This window comes from Pseudomonas sp. GW821-FHT02A11 (assembly GCF_059421985.1).
Genome location: NZ_JBWKWB010000032.1, coordinates 27,706 through 52,780 on the forward strand (window position 1 = coordinate 27,706; position 25,075 = coordinate 52,780).

The window sequence follows — 25,075 nt, forward strand, 5'->3', positions numbered from 1 at the left end:
GAGAAGAGAGGGCGGCTTACCTGCGGTTTGAAAGCATCATGACACAAGGCAGGGAGCAAACCCACAGCCCGACGGAAATCTACAGACCCGCCATTTACAGCCTTTGCATGGACAATTTGTCGCAGACGCCTCGCTGCAAGGCGGAACTCTATAGGGACAATAGACGGTCATGGTCGTTCTGAATGTATTACGGTGGTTGTTCTGAATCTATTGAAGTAGGACAATTGCCGGCTTCACGTCACCATCAGCGACCTTGAATGGCCTTTCTTGCTCTGGGTATCAACCATAAGACTGCATCCGTGGATGTCCGCGAGCGCGTGGCATTTACGCCTGAGCAGCTGGTCGAGGCATTGCAGCAGCTGTGCCGCCTGACCCAGAGCCGCGAGGCCGCGATTCTCTCGACGTGCAATCGCAGCGAGCTTTATATAGAGCAGGACTCGCTGACCGCTGACGTCGTGCTGGCGTGGTTGGCCGACTATCACCACCTCAACATTGATGAACTGCGCGCCAGTGCGTACGTGCACGAGGAAGACGCCGCCGTGCGCCACATGATGCGCGTGGCCTCGGGGCTCGATTCGCTGGTATTGGGCGAGCCGCAGATTCTCGGTCAGATGAAATCCGCCTATGCCGTGGCCCGGGAAGCCGGAACCATCGGCCCATTACTTGGGCGTCTGTTTCAGGCGACCTTCAGCGCCGCAAAGCAGGTGCGTACCGACACGGCCATTGGCGAAAACCCGGTGTCCGTCGCGTTTGCCGCCGTCAGCCTGGCCAAGCAGATCTTCAGCGACCTGCAGCGCAGTCAGGCCCTGCTGATCGGCGCGGGCGAGACCATCACGCTGGTCGCCCGACACCTGCACGATCTGGGCGTCAAGCGTATCGTGGTTGCCAACCGCACGCTGGAGCGGGCAAGCATCCTGGCCGAAGAGTTCGGCGCCCACGCGGTGTTGCTGGCCGATATCCCGGCCGAACTGGTCAACAGCGACATCGTCATCAGTTCCACGGCCAGCCAGTTGCCGATTCTGGGCAAGGGCGCGGTGGAAAGCGCGCTGAAACTGCGCAAGCACAAGCCGATTTTCATGGTCGACATCGCCGTCCCGCGCGATATCGAGCCGGAAGTTGGCGAGCTGGACGACGTTTACCTTTATACCGTTGACGACCTGCACGAGGTCGTCGCGGAAAACCTCAAGAGTCGTCAGGGCGCGGCTCAGGCGGCCGAAGAGCTGGTCAGTCTGGGCGTCGACGATTTCATGTCGCGCCTGCGCGAACTGGCGGCGGTGGACGTACTCAAGGCCTATCGGCAGCAAAGCGAACGCCTGCGCGATGAAGAGCTGCAAAAGGCTCAACGCATGCTCGCCAACGGCAGTAACGCCGAAGATGTACTGATGGCGCTGGCACGTGGCCTCACCAATAAATTGATGCATGCGCCAAGCGTGCAATTGAAAAAGCTGTCCGCCGAAGGCCGCGTCGATGCGCTGGCCATGGCCCAGGAACTCTTTGCCCTCGATGAGGGCTCCACGGATAAACCCCCGCAATGAAAGCTTCACTGCTCAATAAGCTGGACGTGCTTAGCGACCGTTTCGAGGAATTGACCGCGCTGCTTGGCGACGCCGAAGTCATTTCCGATCAGACCCAGTTCCGCGCCTACTCCCGGGAGTACGCGGAGGTCGAGCCCGTTATCCAGGTCTACAAGCGCCTGCTCAACGTGCAAGGTGACCTGGAAAGCGCCCAGGCGCTGCTCAAGGACAGCGATCCTGACATGCGTGAAATGGCTGTCGAGGAAGCGCGCGAAGCCAAGGAACGTCTGGCGGTGCTGGAAGGCGATCTGCAGAAGATGCTGCTGCCCAAGGACCCCAACGACGGCCGTAACGTGTTTCTCGAGATTCGCGCAGGCACGGGCGGCGACGAAGCGGCGATTTTCTCCGGCGATCTGTTCCGTATGTATTCGCGCTATGCCGAGCGGCGTGGCTGGCGCGTGGAAATCCTCTCGGAAAACGAAGGCGAGCACGGCGGCTTCAAGGAAGTGATCGCTCGCGTCGAAGGCGAGAACGTCTACGGCAAACTGAAATTCGAGTCGGGTGCGCACCGCGTGCAGCGAGTGCCCGAGACCGAATCCCAGGGGCGCATTCACACCTCGGCCTGCACAGTCGCGGTGTTGCCTGAGCCGGACGAGAAGCAGGCGATCGAGATCAACCCGGCGGATTTGCGCGTAGACACCTTCCGCTCATCGGGCGCCGGTGGTCAGCACGTCAACACCACCGACTCGGCAATTCGTATCACGCACTTGCCAACCGGGACCGTCGTTGAGTGCCAGGAAGAACGTTCCCAGCACAAGAACCGCGCCCGTGCCATGGCGTGGCTTGCGGCCAAGCTCAACGATCAGCAAACCGCTGCGGCCGCCAACGCGATCGCCAGCGAACGTAAATTGCTGGTGGGTTCGGGGGATCGCTCCGAACGCATCCGCACCTACAACTTTCCTCAAGGGCGAGTGACGGACCACCGCGTGAATCTGACGCTTTATTCGCTGGATGAAGTTTTGGCGGGTGGGGTCGATGCAGTGATAGAACCGTTGCTTGCCGAGTATCAGGCAGATCAACTTGCGGCACTGGGTGAGTAAATGACCATTATCGCCAGCTTGTTAAGAAGCGCCGAACTGCCGGATTCTCCGACAGCGCGTCTGGATGCCGAACTGCTGTTGGCCGCTGCCCTGGGCAAGCCCCGCAGCTTTTTGCACACCTGGCCCGAGCGTATCGTCAGCACCGAAGCCGCTCAGGCGTTCGACGGCTATTTGCAGCGTCGGCGTACCGGTGAGCCGGTGGCTTACATCCTCGGGCAGCAGGGCTTCTGGAACATCGACCTGGAAGTCGCGACCCACACGCTGATCCCGCGTCCGGAAACCGAAATGCTGGTGGAAACCGCCTTGGAGTTGCTGCCGGGGCCGATTCCTCATCGATTGCTTGACCTGGGCACCGGCACCGGCGCGATTGCGCTGTCGCTGGCCAAGGATCGCGCGCAGTGGACGGTCACGGCGGTGGATCGTGTCGAGGAGGCGGTTGCCCTGGCTGAGCGCAATCGTCAGCGCCTGCACCTGGATAACGCCCGCGTGCTGCACAGCCACTGGTTCAGCGCCGTGGAAGGTCAGCGTTTCGACCTGATCCTGAGCAACCCGCCTTATATTGCTGACAGCGATCCGCATCTGGTTCAAGGCGATGTGCGCTTCGAGCCCAGCAGTGCGCTGACATCCGGCAAGGACGGTCTGGACGACCTGCGTCTGATCGTTTCCCAGGCGCCTGCACATCTGGAGCCGGGCGGCTGGCTGCTGCTGGAACACGGCTACGATCAGGGTGCGGCGGTGCGTGATCTGCTCAACCAGCAGGGCTTCGAACAGATCCAGACCCGCCGCGACCTGGGTGACCACGAGCGTATTACCTTCGGGCGCGTGCCGTGCTGACCGACGAAGAACTGCTGCGCTACAGTCGGCAGATTCTCTTGCAGCAGGTCGACATCGACGGCCAGCTGCGCCTCAAACAAAGCCGCGCCTTGATCATCGGGATGGGCGGGCTGGGCTCGCCGGTGGCGTTGTACCTGGCGGCAGCCGGCGTTGGCGAGTTGCACTTGGCAGACTTCGACACCGTCGATCTGACCAACCTGCAACGCCAGATCATTCACGACAGCCACAGCGTTGGCGTGAGCAAGGTCGATTCGGCGATCACCCGGCTGACGGCGATCAACCCTGAAATCAAGCTGGTCCCTCATCGTGCCGCACTGGACGAGGATTCCCTCGCAGCCGCCGTCGAGGCTGTAGACCTGGTGCTCGATTGCTCGGATAACTTCACCACCCGCGAAGCGGTCAATGCGGCCTGCGTTAAGGTGGGTAAACCACTGGTCAGCGGCGCGGCGATTCGTCTGGAAGGCCAGTTGTCGGTGTTCGACCCCCGTCGCGCCGAAAGCCCGTGCTACCACTGTCTTTATGGCCATGGCAGCGAAAGCGAGCTGACCTGCAGCGAAGCGGGCGTCATCGGCCCGCTGGTGGGGCTGGTGGGCAGCCTTCAGGCGCTGGAAGCCTTGAAACTGCTGGCCGGGTTCGGCGAGCCGATGGTGGGTCGACTGCTGCTGATCGATGCCTTGGGCAGCCGATTTCGCGAGCTGAAAGTCAAACGTGATCCGGGCTGCAGCGTCTGCGGCGCGGTCCATCAATAGAACGGTCGAGCATGGCTAGAGACAGTGACGCGCCGGTGGGCGTGTTTGATTCGGGTGTCGGCGGGTTGTCGGTGCTGGGCGAGATTCATCAGTTGCTGCCCAACGAATCCCTGCTCTATGTCGCGGACTGCGGGCATATTCCCTATGGCGAAAAGACCTCGGACTTCATTCGCCAGCGCTGCGTGACCATTGCCGAATTCTTTCGCGATCAGGGCGCCAAGGCCTTGGTGATCGCCTGCAACACCGCCACTGTTGCAGGCGTGGCCGATCTGCGCGAACGTTATCCCGACTGGCCGCTGGTGGGCATGGAACCCGCCGTGAAGCCTGCGGCGGCAGCGACCAAAAGCGGCGTTGTCGGGGTGCTGGCCACCACCGGTACGCTGCAGAGCGCGAAATTTGCGGCGTTGCTCGATCGCTTCGCCACCGATGTTCAGGTCATCACTCAGCCTTGCCCGGGGCTGGTTGAATTGATTGAAACCGGCGATCTGGTCAGCCCTGTCATTCGCCAGTTGCTGCAACGCTACGTCGAGCCGCTATTGGCGGCGGGCTGCGACACCATCATCCTGGGCTGCACCCACTATCCCTTCCTCAAACCCCTGCTGCGGGACATGATCCCGGCGTCCATCGCCCTGATCGACACCGGGGCTGCGGTTGCGCGCCAATTGCAGCGTTTGCTCGGTCAGCGTGAGCTGCTGGCAGGCGGCCGAGCGCAACCAGCGCAGTTCTGGACAAGCGGCGATCCGGACAATTTCAGAAACGTCCTACCTATACTTTGGAAAAATTCTTACAGTGTGCGAAGCTTCGCTTTGTGAAAAAACTGTGAAGAGCGCTGTTTTTGGATGAACTTTCATTCGTCCGAAGACTTCTATAGCTCGTCTGTTGATACAAAGAATTTCTAACTGCATTCGAAAATAGGATGTTTCAGATGAAGCGACTGTTTTGTTTGGCTGCGATTGCGGCCGCGTTGTCGGGGCAAAGTGCGATTGCACAGGCCGATGGGGTCGAGTTCTCGGTGGGGCACACCGGCGAATCGACGATGACCTATCGTCTGGGCGCGCAATTTGATTGGGATAAAAGCTGGTGGCAAACCAGCGTCGGTCGTCTGACCGGCTACTGGAGTGGCGCCTACACCTACTGGGAAGGTGACAAGAGCGCCAGCAATAACAGCCTGTCGTTCTCTCCGGTATTCGTTTATGAATTCGCCGGTGACAGCGTCAAGCCTTACATTGAAGCCGGTATCGGCGCAGCAGTCTTCCAACGTACGGAAGTGGAAGGCAACAAACTGGGCAGCGCGTTCCAGTTTGAAGACCGCCTGGGCTTTGGTTTGCGTTTTGCCGGTGGGCATGAAGTTGGCCTGCGCGCCACTCACTACTCCAACGGCGGCATGACCACCTCCAATGACGGTATTGAAAGCTACGCGATTCATTACACGATGCCGTTCTGACACAGTCTCTGTTGCAACCCCTGTGGGAGCAAATTCATTCGCGATACGTCCGTACAGTCGATACAAAGGTGTCGAATGTACGTGCCAACCGCGAGCGATTCGCTCCCACATTGGCCTGTTGTGTCTACATAAAGGTGTGGCTTCTTAAAGATACGCCGTCGCAATCCCTTCCCGCTCGGTAATGCATTCGGGCGCACCCATCTCGAATTCCCTGCAGATCAACGGTCTCTTGTCGTAGATCGTGCACATCATCGTGTCGCGATCCAGCGCCGCGCACCAGCCGTCGTCCAGGCGCAGCATCACTTCGCCACCCCAGTCGTCGGTGTCAATGAAACGCTCGGGCACGCCGGTGTCGGTGATCAGCATCACTTCCAGTTGGCAGCAGCAGGCAGCGCAGGTTGAACAGGTGATGGCAGGTTCGGCGGGCGCGATAGGAAGTTGGAGCACAGGGATGGCGGTCATGAGCGGCAGTGTAAAGCAGTGCGGCGGCGGCAGGGAGATGGGCTGACGGGCGTGGCGTTACGCCGCGACCCTCACACTGAAACCCTCATGGCGAATCTTTCAGGTCGAAACGATAGCGTCGAAACGTTCTGGCAGAAACCGGGCGCCGACCCAATGCGTCGTTTCAGGCCAGTCGCCTCTTCAGCCAGCCGATCATCCTGCCCATCACGGGCAGGTGCTCATACAGCAGTGCCCCGGCGTCGAAGAAGTCCCGATGCTGAAACACTTTGTTGTCGGTCCATAGAAGGTGCGAGCAGCCCTGCACGGCAATCTGCTCGCCCTGGTTCAGGCGTGGGTGACGGTAGGTCATGGTCCAGCGCAGATAGCCTTTGCCCTCGCGAACCTGATCGAAGGCATGAAACTCGAACTGCAGATGGCGCACGTTGGCGTACAGCTCGGCGAAGTACTTGCGCAAGTTGCTGAGGCCGTGCACCTCGTGCAGCGGGTCGGTGAAGGCGATGTCATCGCTGTACAGCTCGCCGAGCAAGTGCAGGTTGTCCTTGTCGAGTTCGGCGAAGCGCCGGGCATGATCGCGCAGGAATTCACTCATGATCCTGAGTCTCTGCTTGCCGGTGGGGGAGGGACTTGAACGCAGTCAGGGCGCGCTCGCGACTGGCTTTCAAGTCCACGATGGGCGCGGGATAACCCTCGATCCCGAAGAGACCGCCCAGTGATGACGGGTCGTGCACATCGCGCTTGTTCAGATTGGCCAGCTCCGGCACCCACTTTTTGATGAAGAGGCCTTCGGGGTCGAAACGCTCGGACTGGTTCAGCGGATTGAAAATTCGGAAATAAGGCGAGGCGTCGGTGCCGGTGGACGAGCTCCACTGCCAGCCGCCGTTATTCGCCGCCAGATCGCCGTCGATCAGGTGCTGCATGAAAAAACGCTCACCCTCACGCCAGTCGATCAGCAAATTCTTGGTCAAAAACATCGCCACGATCATCCGCAGACGGTTGTGCATCCACCCGGTTTCCAGCAATTGACGCATGGCCGCGTCGACGATCGGCAAGCCGGTGCGGCCCTGCTGCCAGGCTTCCAGATCTTTGGGCGCATTACGCCATCTCAGCGCTTCGGTTTCCGGGCGGAAGGCGCGATGACGCGACACGCGAGGGAAGCCCACCAGCACGTGTTTATAGAACTCACGCCACAATAGCTCGTTGATCCAGGTCACCGAGCCGACGTTGCCGGTCTCGAACTCGCCGTTGTTGCTGCGCAGGGCCGCGTGCAGACACTGTCGCGGGGAAACCACGCCGGCGGCCAGATACGCCGAGAGCTGGCTGGTGCCGGGCTTGGCCGGGAAGTCGCGCTCGTCGTTGTAGTAGTGCACCTGATCATCGGTGAAGTGCTCCAGACGCTTGCGCGCCTCATCCTCACCCGCAGGCCATAGCTTGCGCAGCGCCTCGGACGGCGTCGCGAAACCCTGCACGCTGGTCGGCACCTCGTCGCTTTTGATGTGCACGGGGGCTTGCTGGCTCGGCGGCCGGATGACAGAGGGCACCGAGTAATGCAGCCGTGCGTAGCAGACCTTGCGGAACTGGGTATAGACCTTGAAATAACCGCCGCTCTTGGTCAGCACGCTGCCCGGCGTGAAGAACAACTGATCAAAATGGCGAGTGAAGCCGATGTCGTGTTTGTCCAGCAAGGCCGCGACGGCCTTGTCACGGTTGTCTTCGTTGACGCCGTACTCTTCGTTGACGTGAACATGCTCGACCTTGTGCGCCTGACACAACTCCAGCAGCGCTTTGGGCGCGCTGTCCCAAGTGTTGGCGTGAACGATCAACAGCGGCACGTTCAGCGCCTTGAGTTCGGCCTTCAACGCTTGGAGATTGCGCAGCCAGAAGTCGACCTTGCTCGGCGCATCGTCATGGCTGCGCCACTGCGCAGGGCTGATCATGTACACAGCCACCGTCGGGCCCTGCTTCATCGCAGCGCTCAGAGCCGTGTTGTCGTGTACGCGCAAGTCGGTGCGCAGCCACATCAGTTGCATGATCGTTCCTTAGATAAGGTCCAGGCGCTGCAGGGCGGTCTGGGCGGTCAGGGGGTCTTCGGCGAGGGTCAGGCCGGGGATCTCACTGACGGATACGGAAAGCTCGGCCCAATGGATGCGTACGGTCGGTCCGATGATCAGTTTCGGGCAGTCGATGTTGTTCAGCAGGCGCGGCAACTGGCTCACGTTCAGTGACTTGCTGGAATACAGCAGCACCGCGCGAGGCTTGAGGTATTCACAGGCCAGGTTGAGCTCGCCTGCCGGCAGCGGCCAGTCGAAAACCTCCACCGGGCAATCGGCGCTGCTCACCAGCCAGGCCGTCAGCCACAGGTGTGGCTCCATCGGCGCGTCGGACTGATTGATCAGCAACAAGGGAGCGCCGCTGACCTGACGGTTGTTGTGATACAGCCGCGCGCCGAATTTGCTGCGCAGCCAGGAGTAGAAAAACACCCGCTCCAGCTGCGCGCCGAACTGACCCTGCCAGCGTTGTTCAAGGGCGGTCAGCAGTGGCAGCAGCAATTGTTCGCACAGGGTGCGCGGCGGATAGAGCGACATGGCCTGATTGAGGGTGTCGTCCAGACGCCGTTCGGACAGCGTGGTGATCGCATCCAGCAGGTTCTGGCGCAACGGGTCCCAGTCGCTCTCGACGCTGGGCGCAGGCGTTTGCTGATTGTCGAGCAGTTGTTTGACCTGGCTGACCGACACCCCGCGGTTGAGCCAGGTCAGAATGGCCAGCACCCGGTCGACATGAGCGGTGCTGTACAGGCGATGGCCCTTGGGCGTGCGATGGGGCACGATCAGCCCGTAGCGTCGCTCCCAGGCGCGCAGGGTAACGGCGTTGACGCCGGTCAGGCGGGCGATCTCACGGATCGGCAGCCAGCCCTCTTCAAGGGCGTCGGCGTAGGCCTGTGGATCATCATCCAGTGCTTGGTGCTTGAGGTCTTTCATAGGTCAGATGGCATTACGCAGGCTTAGGTTTTCCGGGTGCGGCTGCAGATACACCTGAATAGCGATGTACGGATCCGGATGTTGGCGAAAGTGATGTTTGAGCAGGGTCAGTGGAACCACCAGCGGCACGATGCCTTGGCGGTATTGACTGATCAAGCCCTGAATTTCCTGTTTGTCCGACGTACTGATGGTCTCGCGCAGATAACCGCAGATGTGTTGCAGGACATTGGTGTGGGTGCGTCGGGTGGCCGGTTTCTTCAGGGCATTCATCAGGGCGCTGAAATACTGCGCAGCAACCTCGGTGGGGTCATTGCGGCCCATCTTGCCGAGCATGCCGCCCAATCCCTTGTATCCCACCGGATCATTGGCCATCAGTTGGTATTTGTAGCGCGAGTGGAATTCAGTCAGCGCGCGACGGGTGATGCCCTCCTTGAGCAGTTGCTGCCAGGCGGCGTAGGCGAATACGCGGGTGATGAAGTTCTCTCGCAGAACCGGATCATTGAGGCGACCGTCTTCTTCGACCGGCAGGTCGGGGTGCTGCGCGCAGAACGATTGCGCATATATACCGCGTCCGCCGCCGTCGAACGGCGCGCCGTTGTCACGATAGACCTTGACCCGTTCCAGGCCGCAGGACGGGGATTTCTGCATGAAGATGTAACCGCAGATGTCGTCCATTTCCCGGGCCATGTGCTCGCCGTATTCGGCCAGCGGGCGGGTGACGTTGAGGTCGTGATGAACAGTGCCTACGGCTTGAGGGTGCTCGGGATCGCCCACCAGGCGAATCGCTTCGCGGGGGATGCCCATGCCGATAGCCACTTCGGGGCACGCGGGGACAAAATCGAAATGTTCATTGAGCGCGCGGGTCAGCAGGTGAGATTCCTTGTGCCCGCCGTTGTACCTGACTTCGACACCCATCAGGCAGGCGCTGACGCCCAATTTGGGTTTGGGACTTGATTGCGGGGTGCGATCCGGTGACAGTTCCGGCGGCGTGGGCATGACAAAACCTCGGCGAACTTCTTGTACACCCCTTATGGGTTGTACAGCCTGTGTACATCTTAGGTTTTGGGTTGTACAAGTCAAACGGTTTGTACAAGATTTCGACCGGAGTGGGCTACAGGAGGCGGTTCTATTTCCAGCCCATCAACCAACTCTGCTCATCCCGCAATACCTGCCAGGCCATGCGCTCGCTGCGTTTGGTCAGCACCGCCTGCAGCTCGATCTCAAGCGCGGTGCCTTCTTCATCGCAGAAGAATTCGGTCACCAGAAAGTGTTTTTCACGATGCTGGGGATGGGCTGCTGTCCATTTAGACAGCAGCAGTTTGCGCGGGGTCAGGCGATTCACTTGAGGTGTTCGAGCAGGCGACGCGCTGCCTCCTGACCGCTGAGCCAGGCGCCTTCGACGCGCCCGGACAGGCACCAGTCGCCACACACGTACAGACCCAGATCCGGATCGGACAACGCGCCGACTTCACGTCCACCTGCCGGGCGGGCGTACAGCCAGCGATGGGCCAGGGTGAAGGCCGGAGCAGGCATTGCGCAGTTGATCAGTTCGGCGAACGCGCCGTGCAGATGGTCGATGACCTGCTCTTTGGGCATGTCCAGATGCTGACGGCTCCAGGGGCTGGTCGCGTGCAGAATCCAGGTGTCCATTTTACTGTCACGCCCCGGTTTTCTGCGGTTTCGCGCCAGCCAGTCGATGGGGCTGTCCTGTACGAAGCAACCCTCCATTGGGGTGTCCAGCGGGGTGTCGAACGCGAGAGCGACCGCCCAGGTGGGCTCCATTTTCACCCCGGCCACGACGCTGGCGAGCTTCGGCGCGTCGGCCAGCAGGGTGGTTGCCTGGGGCGCGGGAATAGCGATCACCACCTGGCTGAACGGCCCGTGACTGCGGCCATCGGCGTCGAGCAGGTTCCAGTGTTCTTCGCCTCGGAAGACTTCGGTGATGCGGCAGGAGAACGTGACCGGCATGTCGCCGAGCATGGCGCGGGTGATCGCGCTCATGCGCGGCTTGCCGACCCAGCGCACTTGCTCGTCCGGCGACAGACTCAGCTGTCCGCCATGAAAGTTATAGAGCAGCGGTTTCCACTCGGCGACATGACCTTCGGCCTGCCACTGCTGGACCACGTTGGCGAAGCGGCGATCGCGGGCGGTGAAATACTGCGCGCCCATGTCCAGCGCACCGGCATCGCTGCGCTTGCTTGACATGCGTCCGCCACTGCCAAGGCTCTTGTCGAAAAGGTGAATGCTGTGCCCGGCAGCTTGCAGTGCGCGGGCAGCAGAGAGTCCGGCGATACCGGTACCAATGATTGCGATGGGTACAGTCATAGGGGCCTCGTTACCTTGTCTGCACAGACTACGCCGTCGTCAAAACCTGTACAATGCTGTTTTTCGGTATAACTTATCGTCCTTCGACGTTCAGGACGCGGACCGCTCAGGCGATCATGCTTGAGTCTGACGTTTCACCCGAATCGTTCAACTGTTCGAACGGATGAGTCGAACGCGCAGCGCTCGGGCTGTTCTCTATAGCGTGGCCTAAGGTTGCACTATTCGCTTCGTTCACAAGCACATTGTTTGTGAAGAAATAGACTACTGAATTGCGATGAACGCCACGTGAGGAAGACCGACATGCACATCTTGCTGACCGGCGGTACAGGCTTGATAGGTCGCCGCCTTTGCCGACACTGGCTTGATCAGGGTCATCGACTGACCGTCCTGAGCCGCAAGCCTGATGAAGTATCGCGTTTATGCGGCGCTGGTGTTCGCGGCGTGGCCCACCCCGACGATCTCGGCACCCAGCAGGTGGATGCCGTGATCAATCTGGCCGGCGCCCCCATCGCTGACCGCCCCTGGACCCGCAAGCGCAAAATGCTGCTCTGGGACAGCCGCATCACCCTCACCGAACAACTGATCACCTGGCTCGAGCGGCGCGATCAAAAGCCATCCGTGCTGATCTCAGGCTCGGCAGTCGGCTGGTACGGCGATGGCGGTGAGCGTGAACTCGACGAGACCTCCCAGCCGGTCAGCGAAGATTTTGCCAGCCGCCTGTGCATCGCCTGGGAAGAAACCGCGCAGCGGGCTCAGGCGCTCGGCATACGTGTCGTGCTGCTGCGAACCGGCCTGGTGCTCGCCGCCGAGGGCGGGATGATGCAGCGCCTGTTGCCGCCTTTCAAATTGGGCGTGGGCGGGCCGATCGGTAACGGACGCCAGTGGATGCCCTGGGTTCATATCGAAGACCAAATCGCCGCGATTGATTTTCTGTTAAACCGGGAAGACGCCGAGGGTCCCTATAATACCTGCGCGCCCTCACCGGTACGCAATCGCGACTTCGCCAAGACCCTTGGCTCGATCCTTCATCGCCCGGCGTTCATGCCCATGCCCGCCTTCGCGTTGCGCCTTTTGATGGGCGAGCTGTCTATTCTGTTGCTGGGCGGTCAGCGCGCCCGCCCGACCCGGTTGCTGGACGCCGGATTCACTTTTCGATTCACCGATCTGCACGCGGCGCTGGGAAACATCACAGGCCGCCACTGACATCAAGGTGTTGCATGACCGATCACGCGTTGCTGCTGGTAAACCTCGGTTCGCCAGCCTCCACCGAAGTTGCGGATGTTCGTCGCTACCTCAACCAGTTTTTGATGGACCCTTACGTTATTGATTTGCCGTGGCCGGTGCGCCGTCTGCTGGTGTCGCTGATCCTGATCAAACGCCCGGAGCAATCGGCCCACGCCTATGCCTCGATCTGGTGGGACGAAGGCTCGCCGCTGGTGGTGTTGAGCAAGCGTTTGCAACAGGCCATGACCAAGGAATGGACACAAGGCCCGGTCGAGCTGGCGATGCGTTACGGCGAGCCGTCGATTGAAACGGTGCTGACCCGTCTGGCAGCGCAAGGCATCAAAAAAGTTACGCTGGCGCCGTTGTACCCGCAGTTTGCAGACAGCACCGTGACCACGGTCGTCGAAGAAGCCAGGCGCGTGATACGCGAAAAAAAGCTGAGTTTCGAGCTGGCGCTGCTGCCGCCGTTCTTCAACCAGCCCGAGTACCTCGATGCGCTGGTGCAGAGCGTCAAGCCGCATCTGGAGCAGGATTACGATCACCTGCTGCTGAGCTTTCACGGTTTGCCCGAGCGGCACATCAACAAGCTCGACCCCACCGGGAACCACTGCTTCAAGAATGGCAACTGCTGCGAAACGGCATCGCCTGAAGTGCTGGCCGTCTGTTACCGGGCGCAGTGCATGCGCTCATCGGCCGAGTTCGCCAAGCTCATGGGCATCCCGGACGGCAAATGGTCTGTGTCGTTTCAGTCCCGGCTCGGGCGTGCCAAATGGATCGAGCCGTACACCGAAGCGCATCTGGCCGAGCTGGCGGAACAGGGCGTGAAGAAACTCTTGGTCATGTGCCCGGCCTTTGTCGCGGACTGCATCGAAACGCTTGAAGAGATCGGCGATCGCGGCGCCGAGCAGTTCAAGGAAGCGGGGGGCGAGGAGCTGGTGCTGATCCCTTGCCTCAATGACGATCCGCATTGGGCGAAGGCGTTGAATACTCTGTGCGAGCGTGCGCCAGCGATGGTGTGATCGATCACACCCATCTGAATCGTGGGAGTGAGCTTGCTCACGAAAGGGCCGTCGAACCCTCTGGGTACGGTAGGAGTGAGCTTGCTCGCGATGACGTCAGGTCGGACACTGCAATAGTGACTGAAGTCCCTCATCGCGAGCAAGCTCACTCATACGGGTTTGGCATTACGGCAACTGATCATCCAGATGCTTGTTCTTCCAGCTGTCATTGCCCGGCAGGATCAGGTTCAGCAGGATCGCCGTCACCGCGCACAGCGCAATGCCTTTCATGCCGAAATCATCGGGGCCGTTGCCGGTGCCGATCAGCACGCCGCCGATGCCGAACACCAGGGTCACGGAAACGATCACCAGATTGCGCGCTTCGGCGAGGTCGACCTTGTGCCGGATCAGGGTGTTCATGCCCACCGCGGCGATCGAGCCGAACAGCAGGCACAGAATCCCGCCCATCACTGGCACCGGAATACTTTGCAGCAGCGCGCCGAACTTGCCGATGAACGCCAGGGCGATGGCGAAGATCGCCGCCCAGGTCATGATTTTCGGGTTGTAGTTCTTGGTCAGCATCACCGCGCCCGTCACTTCGGCGTAGGTGGTGTTGGGAGGGCCGCCGAAAGCGCCAGCGACGGTGGTCGCGATGCCGTCGCCAAGCAGGGTGCGGTGCAGGCCGGGCTTCTTCAGGTAGTCGCGACCGGTCACGCTGCCGACCGCGATCACGCCGCCGATGTGCTCGATGGCCGGGGCCAGCGCCACAGGCACGATGAACAGAATCGCCTGCCAGTTGAACTCGGGTGCAGTGAAATGCGGGATGTCCAGCCATGGCGCTGCGGCGATCTTCGCCACATCGACCACGCCGAAATAGAACGACAGGGCAAAGCCCACCAGCACGCCGGAGATGATCGGCACCAGGCGGAAGATGCCTTTGCCGAACACCGCCACGATCAGCGTTGTCAGCAGCGCGGCCATCGAAATCACGATGGCGGTGTGATACGCAATCAGCTCAGCAGCGCCGTCGCCGGTCCGGCCCATGGCCATGTTGGCGGCAATGGGTGCCATCGCAAGGCCGATGGAAATGATCACCGGGCCAATCACCACCGGAGGCAGCAGACGGTCGATGAAACCAGTGCCTTTGATTTTCACCGCAAGGCCGAGGAAGGTGTAGACGAAGCCTGCTGCCATCACGCCGCCCATGGTCGCTGCCAGGCCGAACTGGCCCTTGGCGAGGATGATCGGGGTGATGAATGCGAAGCTGGACGCCAGAAAAACCGGCACCTGACGGCCTGTCACCAGCTGAAAGCACAAGGTGCCCAGGCCTGCGGTGAACAGCGCGACGTTGGGATCGAGCCCGGTGATCAATGGCATCAGCACCAAGGCGCCGAAGGCCACGAACAGCATTTGAGCGCCCGAGAGTACGGTGCGCCACAGTGGATCGTTGAACTCATCCTGTTTCATCAGGCGTCCTTTTGCTTGGTACCGAAAATCTTGTCACCGGCATCGCCCAGGCCCGGAATGATGTAACCGTGTTCGTTCAGGCGCTGGTCGATGGAGGCGGTGTACAGCTGCACGTCCGGGTGAGCCTTCTCGACGATGGCGATGCCTTCCGGCGCGGCGACCAGGACCATGGCGCGGATGTCGCGGCAACCGGCTTTTTTCAGCAGGTCTATGGTGGCGACCATCGAGCCGCCGGTGGCCAGCATCGGGTCGATGATCAGCGCCAGACGCTGGTCGATTTCCGGTGCGAGCTTTTCCAGATAGGTGTGCGCTTCGAGGGTTTCTTCGTTGCGCGCAACGCCCACGGCACTGACCTTGGCGCCCGGAATCAGACTGAGCACGCCTTCGAGCATGCCGATGCCGGCGCGCAGGATCGGCACCACGGTAATCTTCTTGCCTGCGATCTTCTCGACCTGAACGGTCCCGGCCCAGCCTTGGATATCATAGGTTTCCAGCGGCAGGTCCTTGGTCGCTTCGTAGGTCAGCAGCGCGCCGACTTCCTGAGCCAGTTCACGAAAGTTCTTGGTGCTGATATCGGCACGGCGCATAAGGCCGAGCTTGTGACGGATCAGCGGATGGCGGATCTCACGAATGGACATAAAGAGAAGGCTCCAGCGGGCGGGCAAAAAAAACGGCTTAGATTAATCTATTCAGCTGTAACTTGTCCTACCGGTTAGGTTCACTGTTCTTACATTAATGGGACGCCTGTTCTACGTTAGTCCAGAAACACTTGCTCTGACGATGACGGATGCGTACCTTTGCCCGCTTTTCCTTGCCCAGCCCCCTTTGGAGAGCACCATGTCCGCTGATCTCGAGCATATCCGTCAAGTCATGCGCGAGGCTGACTGCCTGTACACCAACGATGAAGTGGAGGCGTCCATCGCCCGTGTCGGTGAGCAAATCAACAGCGTGCTGGCCGACCGCAACCCGGTCGTGTTCTGCGTGATGAACGGCGGTCTGATCTTCGCTGGCAAGCTACTGACACACCTGAACTTCCCGCTGGAAGCGTCCTACCTGCACGCCACCCGCTACCGCAACGAAACCAGCGGCGGCGAGCTGTTCTGGAAGGCCAAGCCTGAGGTCTCCTTTATCGACCGCGACGTGCTGATCATCGACGACATCCTCGACGAAGGTCACACCCTGGGCGCGATCATCGACTTCTGCAAACACGCCGGTGCCAGCGCCGTGCACACCGCCGTGCTGATCGACAAGGATCACAACCGCAAGGCGCGCCCTGACCTGAAAGCCGATTTCGTCGGCCTGCCGTGCATCGACCGCTACATCTTCGGTTACGGCATGGACTACAAGGGTTACTGGCGCAACGCTGCCGGCATCTACGCCGTCAAGGGCATGTGACCATGAATCGCCCGCGCTACATGGACCAATCCCTGTTCGAAAGCCTCGCCGTTAAAGCCGCTGACAGTCCGCGCGGGCGGGCTCATCACAATTTCCACGAGATGGAAGAGCCCTGCCATCGCATGATGGTGGGGCTGCAGCCTGATACCTACATTGCGCCTCACCGTCATTTGAGTGCCGACAAGGCCGAGGCCCTGCTGGTGCTCAAGGGTAAGTTGGGGCTGTTGGTGTTTGGCGATGAAGGCGAGTTGCTGGAAACGCGCGTCCTCGAAGCGGGGGGCGAGTGCATCGGCGTCGATCTGCCCCCTGGCGTGTTCCACGGGCTTGTGGTGTTGGCGCCCGACACGATGATGTTCGAGTGCAAGGCCGGGCCTTATCGGGCAATCAGTGGTGGCGAGCTGGCCAGTTGGGCACCCCGTGAGGGTGAAGCGGGTGTGGCCGAATATCAGGCCTGGATGCGCGCGCAGTTCAGCCGATAGCCCCCGTGTGCATGCTAGAGTGCCTCCCACTTTTTTTCGGGAGGCACCCATGACGTTATCGTTTCGTAGTCAAGCTGCGTTGATGTTGCTGTTGACCCTGCCACTCCCCGCCCTTGCCGAACCCATGCACGCCCAATACCTGCCGCCCGACGAATTGTCGGTGCGCGAGGGCGAGCCCGAGCAGCAGCAATTGCTGCAAATCACCGATTATTCCATCGTTGTCGGCAGCCAGCGTCAGTCCAATCAGCAGCCCATTCCGGTCACATCGCCGTTGAGCCTGCGCCTCAAGGGCAAGCCGATGAACAAGGGCGCGACCATTGCCGAGGTGCTGATCCACTTCGACGGCGAAAGCAAAAGCCTGAAAAAACCCGCCTACGACGCGTCCAGCCGCACCCTGACACTGTATTACCCGGCCAGCCAGTATCGCGTGCTGGTCGATCTGCTGCGCAATGAAAAGGTCTACTGCCAGTTCCTCAGCTACGCCAACGGACACGTCTGGGCCGACCTGCACACCGGCAGCGTACGCGCGCGTTGAGCCCGCGACCGGGCGGGGGGTAAACTGCCCGCCCGTGAAATGTCCCGCAAGTCAGTTGGAGTCAGCAATGCGTAAAGATAAGAAGCAGGTGATTGGCGATGAAATCGGCGACGCCCAGATCAAATTGTTCTTGGACTTCGAGCCAGCCGACGCCACTTCGCCGTCGCTGCACAAGCTGATCAAGGCGTACCGTGGCCTGCGTATCGACGATTTCGAGCGTTTTCTGGGCTTCTTCAAGGAAGCGGGCTACGACGTCGATGGTAAGGATGAGCACGGCAATGACTTCGTCGCTCTGATCAAGGATCAGCGCAACGCCGCTGATTACATCGAATTGATCGAGAAAGCGCGGGGCTGATCCGCCAGATCCGTCAGGGGGGCGCCGCTCTGGCGCCCGTCGTCATCGCGGCCGGGCACGCGCCGGGCTGCGGTCTGTGTCACTGATGTGTATCAGCGCGCTACAACCTGCGACGCCAGTTCCTACAGTTTGATTCCGTCTTTGCTCCTTTTCCGAAAAAGCTAGCGCTTCATACTGGGCTCGTGTCATGAGACACATGGGCTGCGGAGCATCAAGCTCGGCGCTTTAACCGAAAAGGAATTCAAAATGAATGCAATCACACGTGTCATCGGCGGCTGTCTGGCGCTGGCTGCAATTACCACTCTGCCTGCGGTTCACGCGGCGTATGCCAAGACCATGGAAGTCGTCGTCGAAGTCTGGAACGACGGGCATCAGAACCTGAGCATGACCCACGCCAGCTGGATCCGGGACTCGGCAACACGGGATGGGTACATGTTGAGGGCTGAAGATGTCGGGCGTCGATTCAATGTGACGTTGAACAACCCTCGCAATGATTCCGCGACTTTTCGCTATGCCAGCGACGACGGGAAAGTCTGCGAATTCATAATGGACCACGAAATGAAATTCAGCTGGTTCGGTATAAAGCCGAACATCGTCAAGAGTGCCACCGGAAATTCCGTTGGTACGGCGGTTGCGCAGTGCAATGCGATGGTCACCGCAGGTACCGAGTCGCTGAGAAGCTACAGCGTCAGGTTCTCGATGAAGTGATATGAGTGTCGTGCAGGGCGCATGACGCCAAAACTGAAAGCCCCGCTGCGTGGGCGGGGCCTTCAGTGATCTCACTGATTCAGGGCAAGCCCTGAATCAAGCGAAGCTTGCCGCCGGGCTGCTGGAAACCAGGTCCAGGCTCTCATCGCTCTGGGCACTGACGCGTTGATACAGCTGCGCGTCGGTCTCCAAGGCTTTTTCGCGAGCCGGGAAGATTTCGTTGAGCTTGGCGGCCCATTCGGTTCTGGCTTTGTCGGGGAAGCAGCGTTCGATCAGGTCGAGCATGATCGACACCGTTACCGAGGCGCCTGGCGACGCACCCAGCAGCGCTGCCAGGGTACCGTCCTTGGCCGAAACCAGTTCGGTACCGAATTGCAGAACGCCGCCTTTCTTCGGGTCTTTCTTGATGATCTGCACCCGCTGACCGGCCACTTCCAGGCGCCAGTCTTCGGCTTTTGCTTCCGGGTAGAAGCGACGCAGGGCATCCAGACGCTGTTCCATCGACTGCCGCACTTCGCTGATCAGGTATTTGGTCAGGTCCATGTTGTCGCGGGCCACGGCCAGCATCGGGGCGATGTTGGCGGCGCGGATCGAAAGCGGCAGGTCCATGAGCGAACCGTGCTTGAGGAACTTGGTGGTGAAGCCGGCGTAAGGGCCGAACAGAAGGGACGTCTTGCCGTCGACGACGCGGGTGTCCAGGTGCGGCACCGACATCGGTGGCGAACCCACTGCGGCCTGGCTGTAAACCTTGGCCTGGTGGCGCTTGACCACTTCCGGGTTGTCGCAACGCAGCCATTGGCCGCTCACCGGGAAGCCGCCGAAACCCTTGCCTTCTTCGATGCCGGACATCTGCAGCAACGGCAATGCCGCGCCGCCCGCGCCCAGGAACACGAACTTGGCGTCGATTTCACGGGTGCCACCGCTGTTGACGTCCTTGATGGTCACGCTCCAGCCGTCGCCTTTGCGGGCAAGACCGGTGACGCGCTTGCAGTACTTGACCTGCGCATCGGGCGCGCTGGACAGGTGCTTGAGCAGTTGGTTGGTCAGGTTGCCGAAGTTGACGTCGGTGCCATGCATGACCCGGGTGGCCGCGATTTTCTGGTCGGCAGGGCGGCCAGGCATCATCAGCGGCATCCACTCGGCCAGCTTGGCCTTGTCTTCGGTGTATTCCATGGAAGAAAACGCGTGATGCTTGTGCAGCGCCTCGTAGCGTTTTTTCAGGAAGTCCACGCCTTTCTCGCCTTCCACGTAGCTCAGGTGCGGAACCGGCGTGATGAACGAGCGGGAAGAACCGAAGGTGCCTTTGCGCGCCAGATAGGCCCAGAACTGCTTGGACACTTCGAATTGCGTGTTGATTTGAATTGCTTTTTTGGTGTCTATCGAGCCGTCGGCCGCCTGCGGCGTGTAGTTCAGCTCGCACAGGCCTGCGTGGCCTGTACCGGCATTGTTCCAAGGGTTGGAACTCTCCGCGGCACCTGAATCCATCAGTTCGACCACCTCGATCTTGAGGGCCGGGTCGAGTTCCTTGAGCAGTACCGCGAGGGTGGCACTCATGATGCCGGCCCCGACCAGTACTACATCGACTGCTTCGTTATGCGCCATTAACGCGTCTCCAAAATCTGCAGCACCAAATTGACGGCATGGGTCCCGTGGTCAGTTGCCGAGGGCGGGCGGCGCGTTTTCGCGCAGTGCCTCATGCCGGTCGGCCGGGAATTCCATGTCCGATTCTTCGCAGTTTTTTGCATCTTCAGCGGACGCTACTGGTAGGGCCTGGTTGATGCTTTTGTAGGAGCATGAACGCATTTTTCGGCCCGAACAGCCATTCGACTATCGTCAAGACGTCCGGTCATGCAAGCAATCAGTCGTGAACGCTTCAGGCTCCGGTTGTGGAGACTGCGGGGCAGTCAGTCCTGTGCAAAGGGGCTGGGTCAGACGCTAATGGTGCATTTACAAACGCGTAACTGTTCATTTGCTCGCCACACTCTTGTGAAGTTGTGAAAACCCGTTTTTTTCACGCTCTTTTGGAGACGCGAACCTCAAAAAAGGCCTGCGCGATGGCAGAGCCTGCAGATCAGGTTCATACACAGTGTGGGCACTGGTCGACGGGAAAGGTTCGACTCGATCGAGCTTTCCCGTCGGCAGGGCTGCACGCTGGCTGCACATGTCTGGGTGGAAGGCTCTCTGTGGGCGATACGGAGGTGCTGATTTCGTGGATCAGCGATGCTGCGAGGCCCGATCAGGAGACGTCCTTATAATCGGGGGGAGATTATAGCGATGAAACGCGAAGAATTGATCCAGTAAAAATGACTTTTATTCGCCGCTCGGTCAGATGCTGAGCAATTGTCGGGCGGTAATCGCACGTGCGCGCGGCGTGACACGGGCGCAGGTTGGCAACGGACGTTGCAGCCAGCAGAACTTGGGTTCACAGATTTCCACCCACCCGTGGCCTTGTGGCGGCCGCGCGCAGTGCTTGAACGACAGGCAGATGCCGTGCTGGTCCAGGCGGGCGTAGTGGCGATAGCGGCTTTTGGGCGAGAGCAGCGACAAGAGAAAGTCCATATCAGGACGCCTTGTTGGTTGGTTGTGAAAAGTATGTCGTGTGCCGATGACATCGACGTGACGCTGATGTTGCTCGTTGATGTCTAGGGGCGAAGCGGTGCGTATGGACAGCGGGGGAGGCGGGGAACCGCCAAAGTGGCACTTTGTCTGATCTTTACGCTAGTGAGCGGCCTCGGGAGGTCGTTATACTGCGGCACAATTTGTGCCTTGGCCCATGGAGAGATGAGCATGTTGCGTCGCGTTTTGTTCGGTTTGCTTGCCGTCGGCAGTCTGACGCTGGTGGGTTGCGCCCATAGCCCGCAGTCACTTAACCCGCAACCCAAGCTCAACAGCCAGCTGGCTCCTGTCGGGCATGGTCAGCAGGTCGTGGTTCGCGTGGTCGACGGCCGTCAGTCGCAGACCCTCGGCACCCGTGGCGGTCTGTACCCTGAAACCAGTTCCATCACCGTTAACGGCCAGCAGCTTGTGCCGCAACTGCAGGCTCAGGCCGAAGCGGCCGTGCGCCTGCTGGGCTTTACCCCGGTTCAAGGTGGCAACGGTCCTCAGCTGACCATCACCCTGGCGGACCTCAAGTACCAGTCGCCAAAAGAAGGCTTGTATGTGACCGAAGCCAACATCAGCTCGACCTTGCGCGCTGACGTGCAGAACAACGGTCGCAGCTACAGCGGTCGCTATGCAGCCTCTCTGGATCAGCGTTTCGGCATGGCGCCGAACGAAGAGACCAACACCAAGCTGATCGGTGATGTGCTCAGCGATGCATTGACCCGCCTGTTCCAGGATCAGACGATTGGTCAGAGCCTGAACCAGTAATCGGCACGGGCGTCACGAAAAAAGCCCCGGTATCGCGAGATGCCGGGGCTTTTTCATGGTTGGATGCATGCCTTCGCTCCCGCGGATTGTGCACGGGGCGTTCGAGGGGCGACACACTGGACCGGTTCAGGTGACGTTAAGGTCGCTGGCGATACCGTAGTCGGCAGATCCAACCGAATCTGCGGCGCCCTCTGGTTTGGCGCCATCGAGGCCCCATGTCGCTCATCCAGCATTCCCCCGGGATGGTCATCAATTTGTTCGCGTTGCTGGCCGCAGGCCCCGGCATATGGCTGCTGCACACCACGCGCAGCCGTGAACAGCGCGAAACCATGCATCTGAACAACCTCACCGAACAGGCGCCAATCGACGAGCCGATGCACTTGATGGACGTGCCGACCTTGCGCATGATCCGCCAGAGCTACCGGATCGGGGCCGGATGTCTGGCGTTTGCGCTGATGTTGTCGTGGGTGAGTACCAAGATCTGATGGCTGCTGCCGACTCAGGTTTGGCATAAATGACTGTGGGCAAGCGTGTTTCAGATTACAGCGGCAAGCCCGCGTTGACCCGATACTGATTGCGTACCGGCGTCGCGTACTGCAGCACCAGATAAGGCCGGTGCTCAGCAGGGCAGCCGTCCAGACGACGCTGCCATTCCTCTTGCGCGCGCTCAAGCTCGTCCGCCGGAAACACCTGGGCAGCGCTCGGCACGTTCAGGCTCGGGTCGGCGTCGGCCCATTGCGCGTAGGCCAGGTAATGCACCGGGAACAAGCGATAGCCACCGAGAATCTGCTTGTCCATTTCGACAGCCAGCTGCTTGGTGTCCTCGAACACCTCGGTGATCGGCGGCGCAAAGTTGACGTGCACGCGACCTTTATACCCGGTGATGCCCAGCGCGATGCTGACATCATCTTCGCCCGGCGCCTTGGTGTAGCTGCCGGTGGTGGCGCGGATGTAAAGCTCGCGGGCTTTGGCGTGATCGCAGGGGTCATATTCATAGCTGATCGACACCGGGGTCAGGTTCAGCGACTGAATGACTTCACCGAACGGCTCGTCCTTGCGGCTCATGTGGAACATCTTGAGGATCGCCGACTCGGTGCGATCGTCGCCGTCTTTGGCACGACCTTCGGCCTGGGCGATCCAGATCGAGGCGCAGTCATTGCGGATCGAATGATTGATGTACGCCGACAGCAGCTGATACGCCGCCATCTTTTCCCGACGACCGGTGATCGAGCGATGAACGATGAAGCTCTTGTTCAGGCGCATCAGGTCGCTGACGAAAGGTTTTTGCAGCAGGTTGTCGCCAATGGCAATGCGCGGCGTTGGCAGGCCTGCGTGGTACACGGCGTAGTTGACGAAGGCCGGGTCCATCACGATGTCGCGGTGGTTGGCCAGAAACAGGTAGGCCACGCCGGACTTGAACTGCTCGACGCCGGTGTAGGTCACACCATCGGTGGCGCGCTCGATCGTGTGGTCGACGTAATGTTCGACCTTGTCCTGCAACGCCGCCACCGATTCGATACCGGCGAACTGGCGGCGCAGCTTGCGCGCGATGGCAGGCTGCAGGATCCAGCCGAGTGAACCGGCCAGACGCGGAAAACGGAAATGCGTGAGGATCGCGAGGAACGCCTTGTCACCCAGCAGGCGGTTGAGTACGGCTTTTACCTCGGTGTCGTCGTACGGTCGGATGGCATCGAATTCGCCCATCATGCTCTCTTGTTGGAAACGGCTAGGGTAAAGGTAGGTCGAGTCCGGCGTGACGCCCGGATGTCGAGAAATAAAGCTCGACCTGCAAACAAGTCGGCGATTATACGCAAAACTGCTCTCGGAGACTGTGATGCACGAAATACAACCTGCGGCCCCTTATGAGTGCCCTTATTGCGGCGAGCCGGGAGAGACTGTCCTGGACCTGTCTGAAGGCGATCACAACTTCATCGAGGATTGCCACGTTTGCTGTCGGCCTATCGAGTTTCATCTCGAAGCCGACGGTGAGCAATGGGACCTTGAGGTCCGTGCCGAGAACGAATGATGCGCAAAATCTACGAGCCGGAAAACATGATGGAGGGCGAGTTGCTGCAGTCGATGCTCGCCAGTGAAGGCATCGAATCGCACATCACCGGGCGTCATTTGTTGGGCGGGATAGGCGAGTTGCCGGTGTTCGGCTTGTTGGGGCTCGCGGTGGAGGACGAGCAGGCGGAACGGGCGCGACAGTTGATCACTGAGTACAATGCCGCCTTTCCGCTGGCGGGTGATGAGCCTGACAGCTACCCCGACGTGCTGTTGTGCTGAACGGGCACGGCGTCATTTGAATCGCTTTACAGAAGAGTTGCCCTGAGCCCATGTGTGGACGTTATGCGCTGTTTCGTTGGACGCCCGCTTTCGCGGCCTTGCCCGGGTTTCCGGCGGACCAGCAGGCGCAATGGAACATTTCCCCGGCCGACTCCGTGCTGATGGTGCGCGCAGCGCCGGACGAGCAAGGCGGGCGGACGCTCGCGCGGGCGCGTTGGGGGCTGACGCCGCCGTGGCTGACGGACATGTCAAAAACCCCCGCTCACGCGCGGGCAGAGACCCTGGCCGAGCAGCCGATGTTTCGTCAGGCGTTCCGCGAGCGGCGCTGCCTGCTGCCAGCCAACGGCTTTTATGAATGGCGCGGAACCGTGCGCAAACGGCCATTCTGGCTGACACCGGGGGAGGGCTCGGCGCTGTTTTTTGCGGCGATCTGGGAGGCGTATCCGGTGGACGGCCATGACTGGCTGAGCGTGGCGGTGGTGACACAGGCGGCAATGAATCAGCGCAGGCCGCTGATTCTCGATGCTGAAGGGCAAGCTGCGTGGCTTGATCCCGAAATGCCCATGATCACCCTGCAAGCGCTGCTCGCCGCACCACAAATGCAGTTGCGCGAGCGGCCGTTGGCGAACATGGTCAATGATCCGAAACTCAATGCGCCGGAGTGTTTGACCCCGCTGTAATGCGAGCGCCTGTTTCAGGCCGTGCGCAAAAACTGTGGAAGCGAATTCATTCGCGAGACGTCAGTACATCCGACGCATTTCTTTCGCCCATACCGCCGGCTCGCGAATGAATTCGCTTGTATGTTTAGACTTGATGGGGCGGGCAGGACAGGAAATTCGAATCTGACTCTAGCCAG

At 60.4% G+C, this 25,075-nt stretch carries 30 protein-coding genes; 18 read left to right on the top strand and 12 right to left on the bottom strand.

The window, feature by feature from the left end; all coding sequences use genetic code 11:
- The first annotated feature begins 257 nt into the window (after positions 1–257).
- From hemA to AC07V9_RS27050, 6 genes are all read left to right on the top strand, one after another.
- A complete protein-coding gene (hemA, locus tag AC07V9_RS27025) occupies positions 258–1,535 on the top strand; it encodes a glutamyl-tRNA reductase (protein WP_495018679.1) in 1,278 nt (425 codons plus the stop codon).
- Positions 1,532–2,614, top strand: coding sequence for a peptide chain release factor 1 (prfA, locus tag AC07V9_RS27030; RefSeq protein ID WP_495018680.1), 1,083 nt, complete (start codon positions 1,532–1,534; stop codon positions 2,612–2,614). The genes hemA and prfA overlap by 4 nt, the downstream gene beginning before the upstream one ends.
- Positions 2,615–3,448, top strand: coding sequence for a peptide chain release factor N(5)-glutamine methyltransferase (gene prmC, locus AC07V9_RS27035; protein ID WP_495018681.1), 834 nt, complete (start codon positions 2,615–2,617; stop codon positions 3,446–3,448). It abuts the gene before it with no gap.
- Positions 3,442–4,197: a molybdopterin-synthase adenylyltransferase MoeB gene (locus AC07V9_RS27040; protein WP_495018682.1), complete on the top strand. Its 756-nt coding sequence runs from the start codon at positions 3,442–3,444 to the stop codon at positions 4,195–4,197. The genes prmC and AC07V9_RS27040 overlap by 7 nt, the downstream gene beginning before the upstream one ends.
- An 11-nt stretch (positions 4,198–4,208) precedes the next feature.
- Entirely contained in the window at positions 4,209–5,009 is an 801-nt protein-coding gene (gene murI / locus AC07V9_RS27045; protein ID WP_495018683.1) for a glutamate racemase, read from the top strand.
- A gap of 113 nt (positions 5,010–5,122) precedes the next feature.
- Positions 5,123–5,641 (top strand): acyloxyacyl hydrolase, encoded by a 519-nt coding sequence (locus AC07V9_RS27050; protein WP_495018684.1) that lies wholly within the window; start codon positions 5,123–5,125, stop codon positions 5,639–5,641.
- A gap of 144 nt (positions 5,642–5,785) precedes the next feature.
- Here the strand turns inward: AC07V9_RS27050 and AC07V9_RS27055 are convergent, their stop codons facing one another.
- The 7 genes from AC07V9_RS27055 to AC07V9_RS27085 all read right to left on the bottom strand — a co-directional run bounded on the left by AC07V9_RS27055 (position 5,786) and on the right by AC07V9_RS27085 (position 11,403).
- Positions 5,786–6,103 carry a YkgJ family cysteine cluster protein gene (locus AC07V9_RS27055; protein ID WP_495018685.1) on the bottom strand — a complete coding sequence of 106 codons (318 nt, stop codon included), beginning with the start codon at positions 6,101–6,103 and terminating at the stop codon, positions 5,786–5,788.
- A 163-nt stretch (positions 6,104–6,266) separates the two neighbouring features.
- The gene (locus AC07V9_RS27060; RefSeq protein ID WP_495018686.1) at positions 6,267–6,692 is read right to left on the bottom strand and encodes a nuclear transport factor 2 family protein; all 426 of its coding nucleotides are present in this window, start codon (positions 6,690–6,692) and stop codon (positions 6,267–6,269) included.
- The gene (gene phrB / locus AC07V9_RS27065) at positions 6,685–8,130 is read right to left on the bottom strand and encodes a deoxyribodipyrimidine photo-lyase (protein ID WP_495018687.1); all 1,446 of its coding nucleotides are present in this window, start codon (positions 8,128–8,130) and stop codon (positions 6,685–6,687) included. Before phrB ends, AC07V9_RS27060 begins: the two co-directional genes overlap by 8 nt.
- A 9-nt stretch (positions 8,131–8,139) precedes the next feature.
- On the bottom strand, positions 8,140–9,078 hold the full coding sequence (locus tag AC07V9_RS27070; protein ID WP_495018688.1) for a MerR family transcriptional regulator: 939 nt from the start codon (positions 9,076–9,078) through the stop codon (positions 8,140–8,142).
- 3 nt (positions 9,079–9,081) lie between these two features.
- Entirely contained in the window at positions 9,082–10,074 is a 993-nt protein-coding gene (locus AC07V9_RS27075; protein ID WP_495018689.1) for a YbgA family protein, read from the bottom strand.
- Positions 10,075–10,204: 130 nt separating this feature from the next.
- Positions 10,205–10,420, bottom strand: coding sequence for a TIGR02450 family Trp-rich protein (locus AC07V9_RS27080; protein ID WP_495018690.1), 216 nt, complete (start codon positions 10,418–10,420; stop codon positions 10,205–10,207).
- Entirely contained in the window at positions 10,417–11,403 is a 987-nt protein-coding gene (locus AC07V9_RS27085) for an NAD(P)/FAD-dependent oxidoreductase (protein ID WP_495018691.1), read from the bottom strand. The genes AC07V9_RS27080 and AC07V9_RS27085 overlap by 4 nt, the downstream gene beginning before the upstream one ends.
- 300 nt (positions 11,404–11,703) lie before the next feature.
- Here AC07V9_RS27085 and AC07V9_RS27090 point away from each other — a divergent pair, with 300 nt between their 5' ends.
- Both AC07V9_RS27090 and hemH read left to right on the top strand, forming a co-directional pair.
- The gene (locus AC07V9_RS27090; RefSeq protein WP_495018692.1) at positions 11,704–12,606 is read left to right on the top strand and encodes a TIGR01777 family oxidoreductase; all 903 of its coding nucleotides are present in this window, start codon (positions 11,704–11,706) and stop codon (positions 12,604–12,606) included.
- Positions 12,607–12,620: 14 nt separating this feature from the next.
- Entirely contained in the window at positions 12,621–13,646 is a 1,026-nt protein-coding gene (gene hemH / locus AC07V9_RS27095) for a ferrochelatase (RefSeq protein WP_495018693.1), read from the top strand.
- A gap of 165 nt (positions 13,647–13,811) precedes the next feature.
- On the opposite strand, the gene AC07V9_RS27100 is transcribed toward hemH, so the two are convergent.
- Together AC07V9_RS27100 and upp are read right to left on the bottom strand one after the other, a co-directional pair.
- On the bottom strand, positions 13,812–15,092 hold the full coding sequence (locus tag AC07V9_RS27100; protein ID WP_495018694.1) for a uracil-xanthine permease family protein: 1,281 nt from the start codon (positions 15,090–15,092) through the stop codon (positions 13,812–13,814).
- A complete protein-coding gene (gene upp / locus AC07V9_RS27105; protein ID WP_495018695.1) occupies positions 15,092–15,730 on the bottom strand; it encodes a uracil phosphoribosyltransferase in 639 nt (212 codons plus the stop codon). Before upp ends, AC07V9_RS27100 begins: the two co-directional genes overlap by 1 nt.
- Before the next feature lie 199 nt (positions 15,731–15,929).
- Between upp and AC07V9_RS27110 the strand changes: the two genes are divergently transcribed.
- The 5 genes from AC07V9_RS27110 (at position 15,930) to AC07V9_RS27130 (ending at position 18,564) form a co-directional block, all read left to right on the top strand.
- The gene (locus tag AC07V9_RS27110) at positions 15,930–16,487 is read left to right on the top strand and encodes a hypoxanthine-guanine phosphoribosyltransferase (protein ID WP_296182378.1); all 558 of its coding nucleotides are present in this window, start codon (positions 15,930–15,932) and stop codon (positions 16,485–16,487) included.
- A 2-nt stretch (positions 16,488–16,489) separates the two neighbouring features.
- The gene (locus AC07V9_RS27115) at positions 16,490–16,966 is read left to right on the top strand and encodes a WbuC family cupin fold metalloprotein (RefSeq protein ID WP_495018696.1); all 477 of its coding nucleotides are present in this window, start codon (positions 16,490–16,492) and stop codon (positions 16,964–16,966) included.
- Positions 16,967–17,015: 49 nt separating this feature from the next.
- The gene (locus tag AC07V9_RS27120) at positions 17,016–17,501 is read left to right on the top strand and encodes a hypothetical protein (RefSeq protein WP_495018697.1); all 486 of its coding nucleotides are present in this window, start codon (positions 17,016–17,018) and stop codon (positions 17,499–17,501) included.
- Between the two features lie 67 nt (positions 17,502–17,568).
- Positions 17,569–17,856, top strand: coding sequence for a PA4642 family protein (locus AC07V9_RS27125; protein WP_495018698.1), 288 nt, complete (start codon positions 17,569–17,571; stop codon positions 17,854–17,856).
- Positions 17,857–18,102: 246 nt separating this feature from the next.
- Positions 18,103–18,564: a hypothetical protein gene (locus AC07V9_RS27130; protein WP_495018699.1), complete on the top strand. Its 462-nt coding sequence runs from the start codon at positions 18,103–18,105 to the stop codon at positions 18,562–18,564.
- A 96-nt stretch (positions 18,565–18,660) separates the two neighbouring features.
- Here the strand turns inward: AC07V9_RS27130 and mqo are convergent, their stop codons facing one another.
- Positions 18,661–20,166, bottom strand: a complete 1,506-nt coding sequence (gene mqo / locus AC07V9_RS27135; protein ID WP_495018700.1) for a malate dehydrogenase (quinone) — start codon at positions 20,164–20,166, stop codon at positions 18,661–18,663.
- 723 nt (positions 20,167–20,889) lie between these two features.
- The gene (locus tag AC07V9_RS27140; RefSeq protein ID WP_495018701.1) at positions 20,890–21,123 is read right to left on the bottom strand and encodes a hypothetical protein; all 234 of its coding nucleotides are present in this window, start codon (positions 21,121–21,123) and stop codon (positions 20,890–20,892) included.
- Positions 21,124–21,351: 228 nt separating this feature from the next.
- Here AC07V9_RS27140 and AC07V9_RS27145 point away from each other — a divergent pair, with 228 nt between their 5' ends.
- Together AC07V9_RS27145 and AC07V9_RS27150 are read left to right on the top strand one after the other, a co-directional pair.
- A complete protein-coding gene (locus AC07V9_RS27145) occupies positions 21,352–21,933 on the top strand; it encodes a YajG family lipoprotein (RefSeq protein ID WP_495018702.1) in 582 nt (193 codons plus the stop codon).
- A 215-nt stretch (positions 21,934–22,148) separates the two neighbouring features.
- Positions 22,149–22,418, top strand: a complete 270-nt coding sequence (locus AC07V9_RS27150) for a hypothetical protein (RefSeq protein WP_495018703.1) — start codon at positions 22,149–22,151, stop codon at positions 22,416–22,418.
- 55 nt (positions 22,419–22,473) lie between these two features.
- Here the strand turns inward: AC07V9_RS27150 and AC07V9_RS27155 are convergent, their stop codons facing one another.
- Positions 22,474–23,637, bottom strand: a complete 1,164-nt coding sequence (locus tag AC07V9_RS27155) for a 1-acyl-sn-glycerol-3-phosphate acyltransferase (RefSeq protein WP_495018704.1) — start codon at positions 23,635–23,637, stop codon at positions 22,474–22,476.
- Between the two features lie 130 nt (positions 23,638–23,767).
- On the opposite strand from AC07V9_RS27155, the gene AC07V9_RS27160 reads away from it, so the two are divergent.
- From AC07V9_RS27160 to AC07V9_RS27170, 3 genes are read left to right on the top strand one after another with little or no spacing between them, the layout of a single operon-like run.
- Positions 23,768–23,959, top strand: a complete 192-nt coding sequence (locus tag AC07V9_RS27160) for a CPXCG motif-containing cysteine-rich protein (RefSeq protein ID WP_495018705.1) — start codon at positions 23,768–23,770, stop codon at positions 23,957–23,959.
- Complete coding sequence (locus AC07V9_RS27165) at positions 23,959–24,219, top strand: putative signal transducing protein (RefSeq protein ID WP_495018708.1); 261 nt, start codon at positions 23,959–23,961, stop codon at positions 24,217–24,219. The genes AC07V9_RS27160 and AC07V9_RS27165 overlap by 1 nt, the downstream gene beginning before the upstream one ends.
- Before the next feature lie 50 nt (positions 24,220–24,269).
- The gene (locus tag AC07V9_RS27170; RefSeq protein ID WP_495018706.1) at positions 24,270–24,899 is read left to right on the top strand and encodes an SOS response-associated peptidase; all 630 of its coding nucleotides are present in this window, start codon (positions 24,270–24,272) and stop codon (positions 24,897–24,899) included.
- The last annotated feature ends 176 nt before the right edge of the window (positions 24,900–25,075 follow it).

What these genes read in the sequence shown, in the direction of transcription:
- AC07V9_RS27145 (WP_495018702.1), top strand. Translation starts at nt 21,352, where the DNA reads ATGTTGCGTCGCGTTTTGTTCGGTTTGCTTGCCGTCGGCAGTCTGACG.
- AC07V9_RS27070 (WP_495018688.1), bottom strand. Translation starts at nt 9,078, where the DNA reads ATGAAAGACCTCAAGCACCAAGCACTGGATGATGATCCACAGGCCTAC.
- AC07V9_RS27125 (WP_495018698.1), top strand. Translation starts at nt 17,569, where the DNA reads ATGCGTAAAGATAAGAAGCAGGTGATTGGCGATGAAATCGGCGACGCC.
- AC07V9_RS27115 (WP_495018696.1), top strand. Translation starts at nt 16,490, where the DNA reads ATGAATCGCCCGCGCTACATGGACCAATCCCTGTTCGAAAGCCTCGCC.
- AC07V9_RS27085 (WP_495018691.1), bottom strand. Translation starts at nt 11,403, where the DNA reads ATGACTGTACCCATCGCAATCATTGGTACCGGTATCGCCGGACTCTCT.
- upp (WP_495018695.1), bottom strand. Translation starts at nt 15,730, where the DNA reads ATGTCCATTCGTGAGATCCGCCATCCGCTGATCCGTCACAAGCTCGGC.
- AC07V9_RS27140 (WP_495018701.1), bottom strand. Translation starts at nt 21,123, where the DNA reads ATGGACTTTCTCTTGTCGCTGCTCTCGCCCAAAAGCCGCTATCGCCAC.
- AC07V9_RS27110 (WP_296182378.1), top strand. Translation starts at nt 15,930, where the DNA reads ATGTCCGCTGATCTCGAGCATATCCGTCAAGTCATGCGCGAGGCTGAC.
- AC07V9_RS27055 (WP_495018685.1), bottom strand. Translation starts at nt 6,103, where the DNA reads ATGACCGCCATCCCTGTGCTCCAACTTCCTATCGCGCCCGCCGAACCT.
- AC07V9_RS27155 (WP_495018704.1), bottom strand. Translation starts at nt 23,637, where the DNA reads ATGGGCGAATTCGATGCCATCCGACCGTACGACGACACCGAGGTAAAA.
- AC07V9_RS27060 (WP_495018686.1), bottom strand. Translation starts at nt 6,692, where the DNA reads ATGAGTGAATTCCTGCGCGATCATGCCCGGCGCTTCGCCGAACTCGAC.
- hemH (WP_495018693.1), top strand. Translation starts at nt 12,621, where the DNA reads ATGACCGATCACGCGTTGCTGCTGGTAAACCTCGGTTCGCCAGCCTCC.
- hemA (WP_495018679.1), top strand. Translation starts at nt 258, where the DNA reads ATGGCCTTTCTTGCTCTGGGTATCAACCATAAGACTGCATCCGTGGAT.
- murI (WP_495018683.1), top strand. Translation starts at nt 4,209, where the DNA reads ATGGCTAGAGACAGTGACGCGCCGGTGGGCGTGTTTGATTCGGGTGTC.
- AC07V9_RS27150 (WP_495018703.1), top strand. Translation starts at nt 22,149, where the DNA reads ATGTCGCTCATCCAGCATTCCCCCGGGATGGTCATCAATTTGTTCGCG.
- prfA (WP_495018680.1), top strand. Translation starts at nt 1,532, where the DNA reads ATGAAAGCTTCACTGCTCAATAAGCTGGACGTGCTTAGCGACCGTTTC.
- AC07V9_RS27165 (WP_495018708.1), top strand. Translation starts at nt 23,959, where the DNA reads ATGCGCAAAATCTACGAGCCGGAAAACATGATGGAGGGCGAGTTGCTG.
- AC07V9_RS27090 (WP_495018692.1), top strand. Translation starts at nt 11,704, where the DNA reads ATGCACATCTTGCTGACCGGCGGTACAGGCTTGATAGGTCGCCGCCTT.
- mqo (WP_495018700.1), bottom strand. Translation starts at nt 20,166, where the DNA reads ATGGCGCATAACGAAGCAGTCGATGTAGTACTGGTCGGGGCCGGCATC.
- prmC (WP_495018681.1), top strand. Translation starts at nt 2,615, where the DNA reads ATGACCATTATCGCCAGCTTGTTAAGAAGCGCCGAACTGCCGGATTCT.
- AC07V9_RS27170 (WP_495018706.1), top strand. Translation starts at nt 24,270, where the DNA reads ATGTGTGGACGTTATGCGCTGTTTCGTTGGACGCCCGCTTTCGCGGCC.
- AC07V9_RS27075 (WP_495018689.1), bottom strand. Translation starts at nt 10,074, where the DNA reads ATGCCCACGCCGCCGGAACTGTCACCGGATCGCACCCCGCAATCAAGT.
- phrB (WP_495018687.1), bottom strand. Translation starts at nt 8,130, where the DNA reads ATGCAACTGATGTGGCTGCGCACCGACTTGCGCGTACACGACAACACG.
- AC07V9_RS27100 (WP_495018694.1), bottom strand. Translation starts at nt 15,092, where the DNA reads ATGAAACAGGATGAGTTCAACGATCCACTGTGGCGCACCGTACTCTCG.
- AC07V9_RS27160 (WP_495018705.1), top strand. Translation starts at nt 23,768, where the DNA reads ATGCACGAAATACAACCTGCGGCCCCTTATGAGTGCCCTTATTGCGGC.
- AC07V9_RS27120 (WP_495018697.1), top strand. Translation starts at nt 17,016, where the DNA reads ATGACGTTATCGTTTCGTAGTCAAGCTGCGTTGATGTTGCTGTTGACC.
- AC07V9_RS27130 (WP_495018699.1), top strand. Translation starts at nt 18,103, where the DNA reads ATGAATGCAATCACACGTGTCATCGGCGGCTGTCTGGCGCTGGCTGCA.
- AC07V9_RS27050 (WP_495018684.1), top strand. Translation starts at nt 5,123, where the DNA reads ATGAAGCGACTGTTTTGTTTGGCTGCGATTGCGGCCGCGTTGTCGGGG.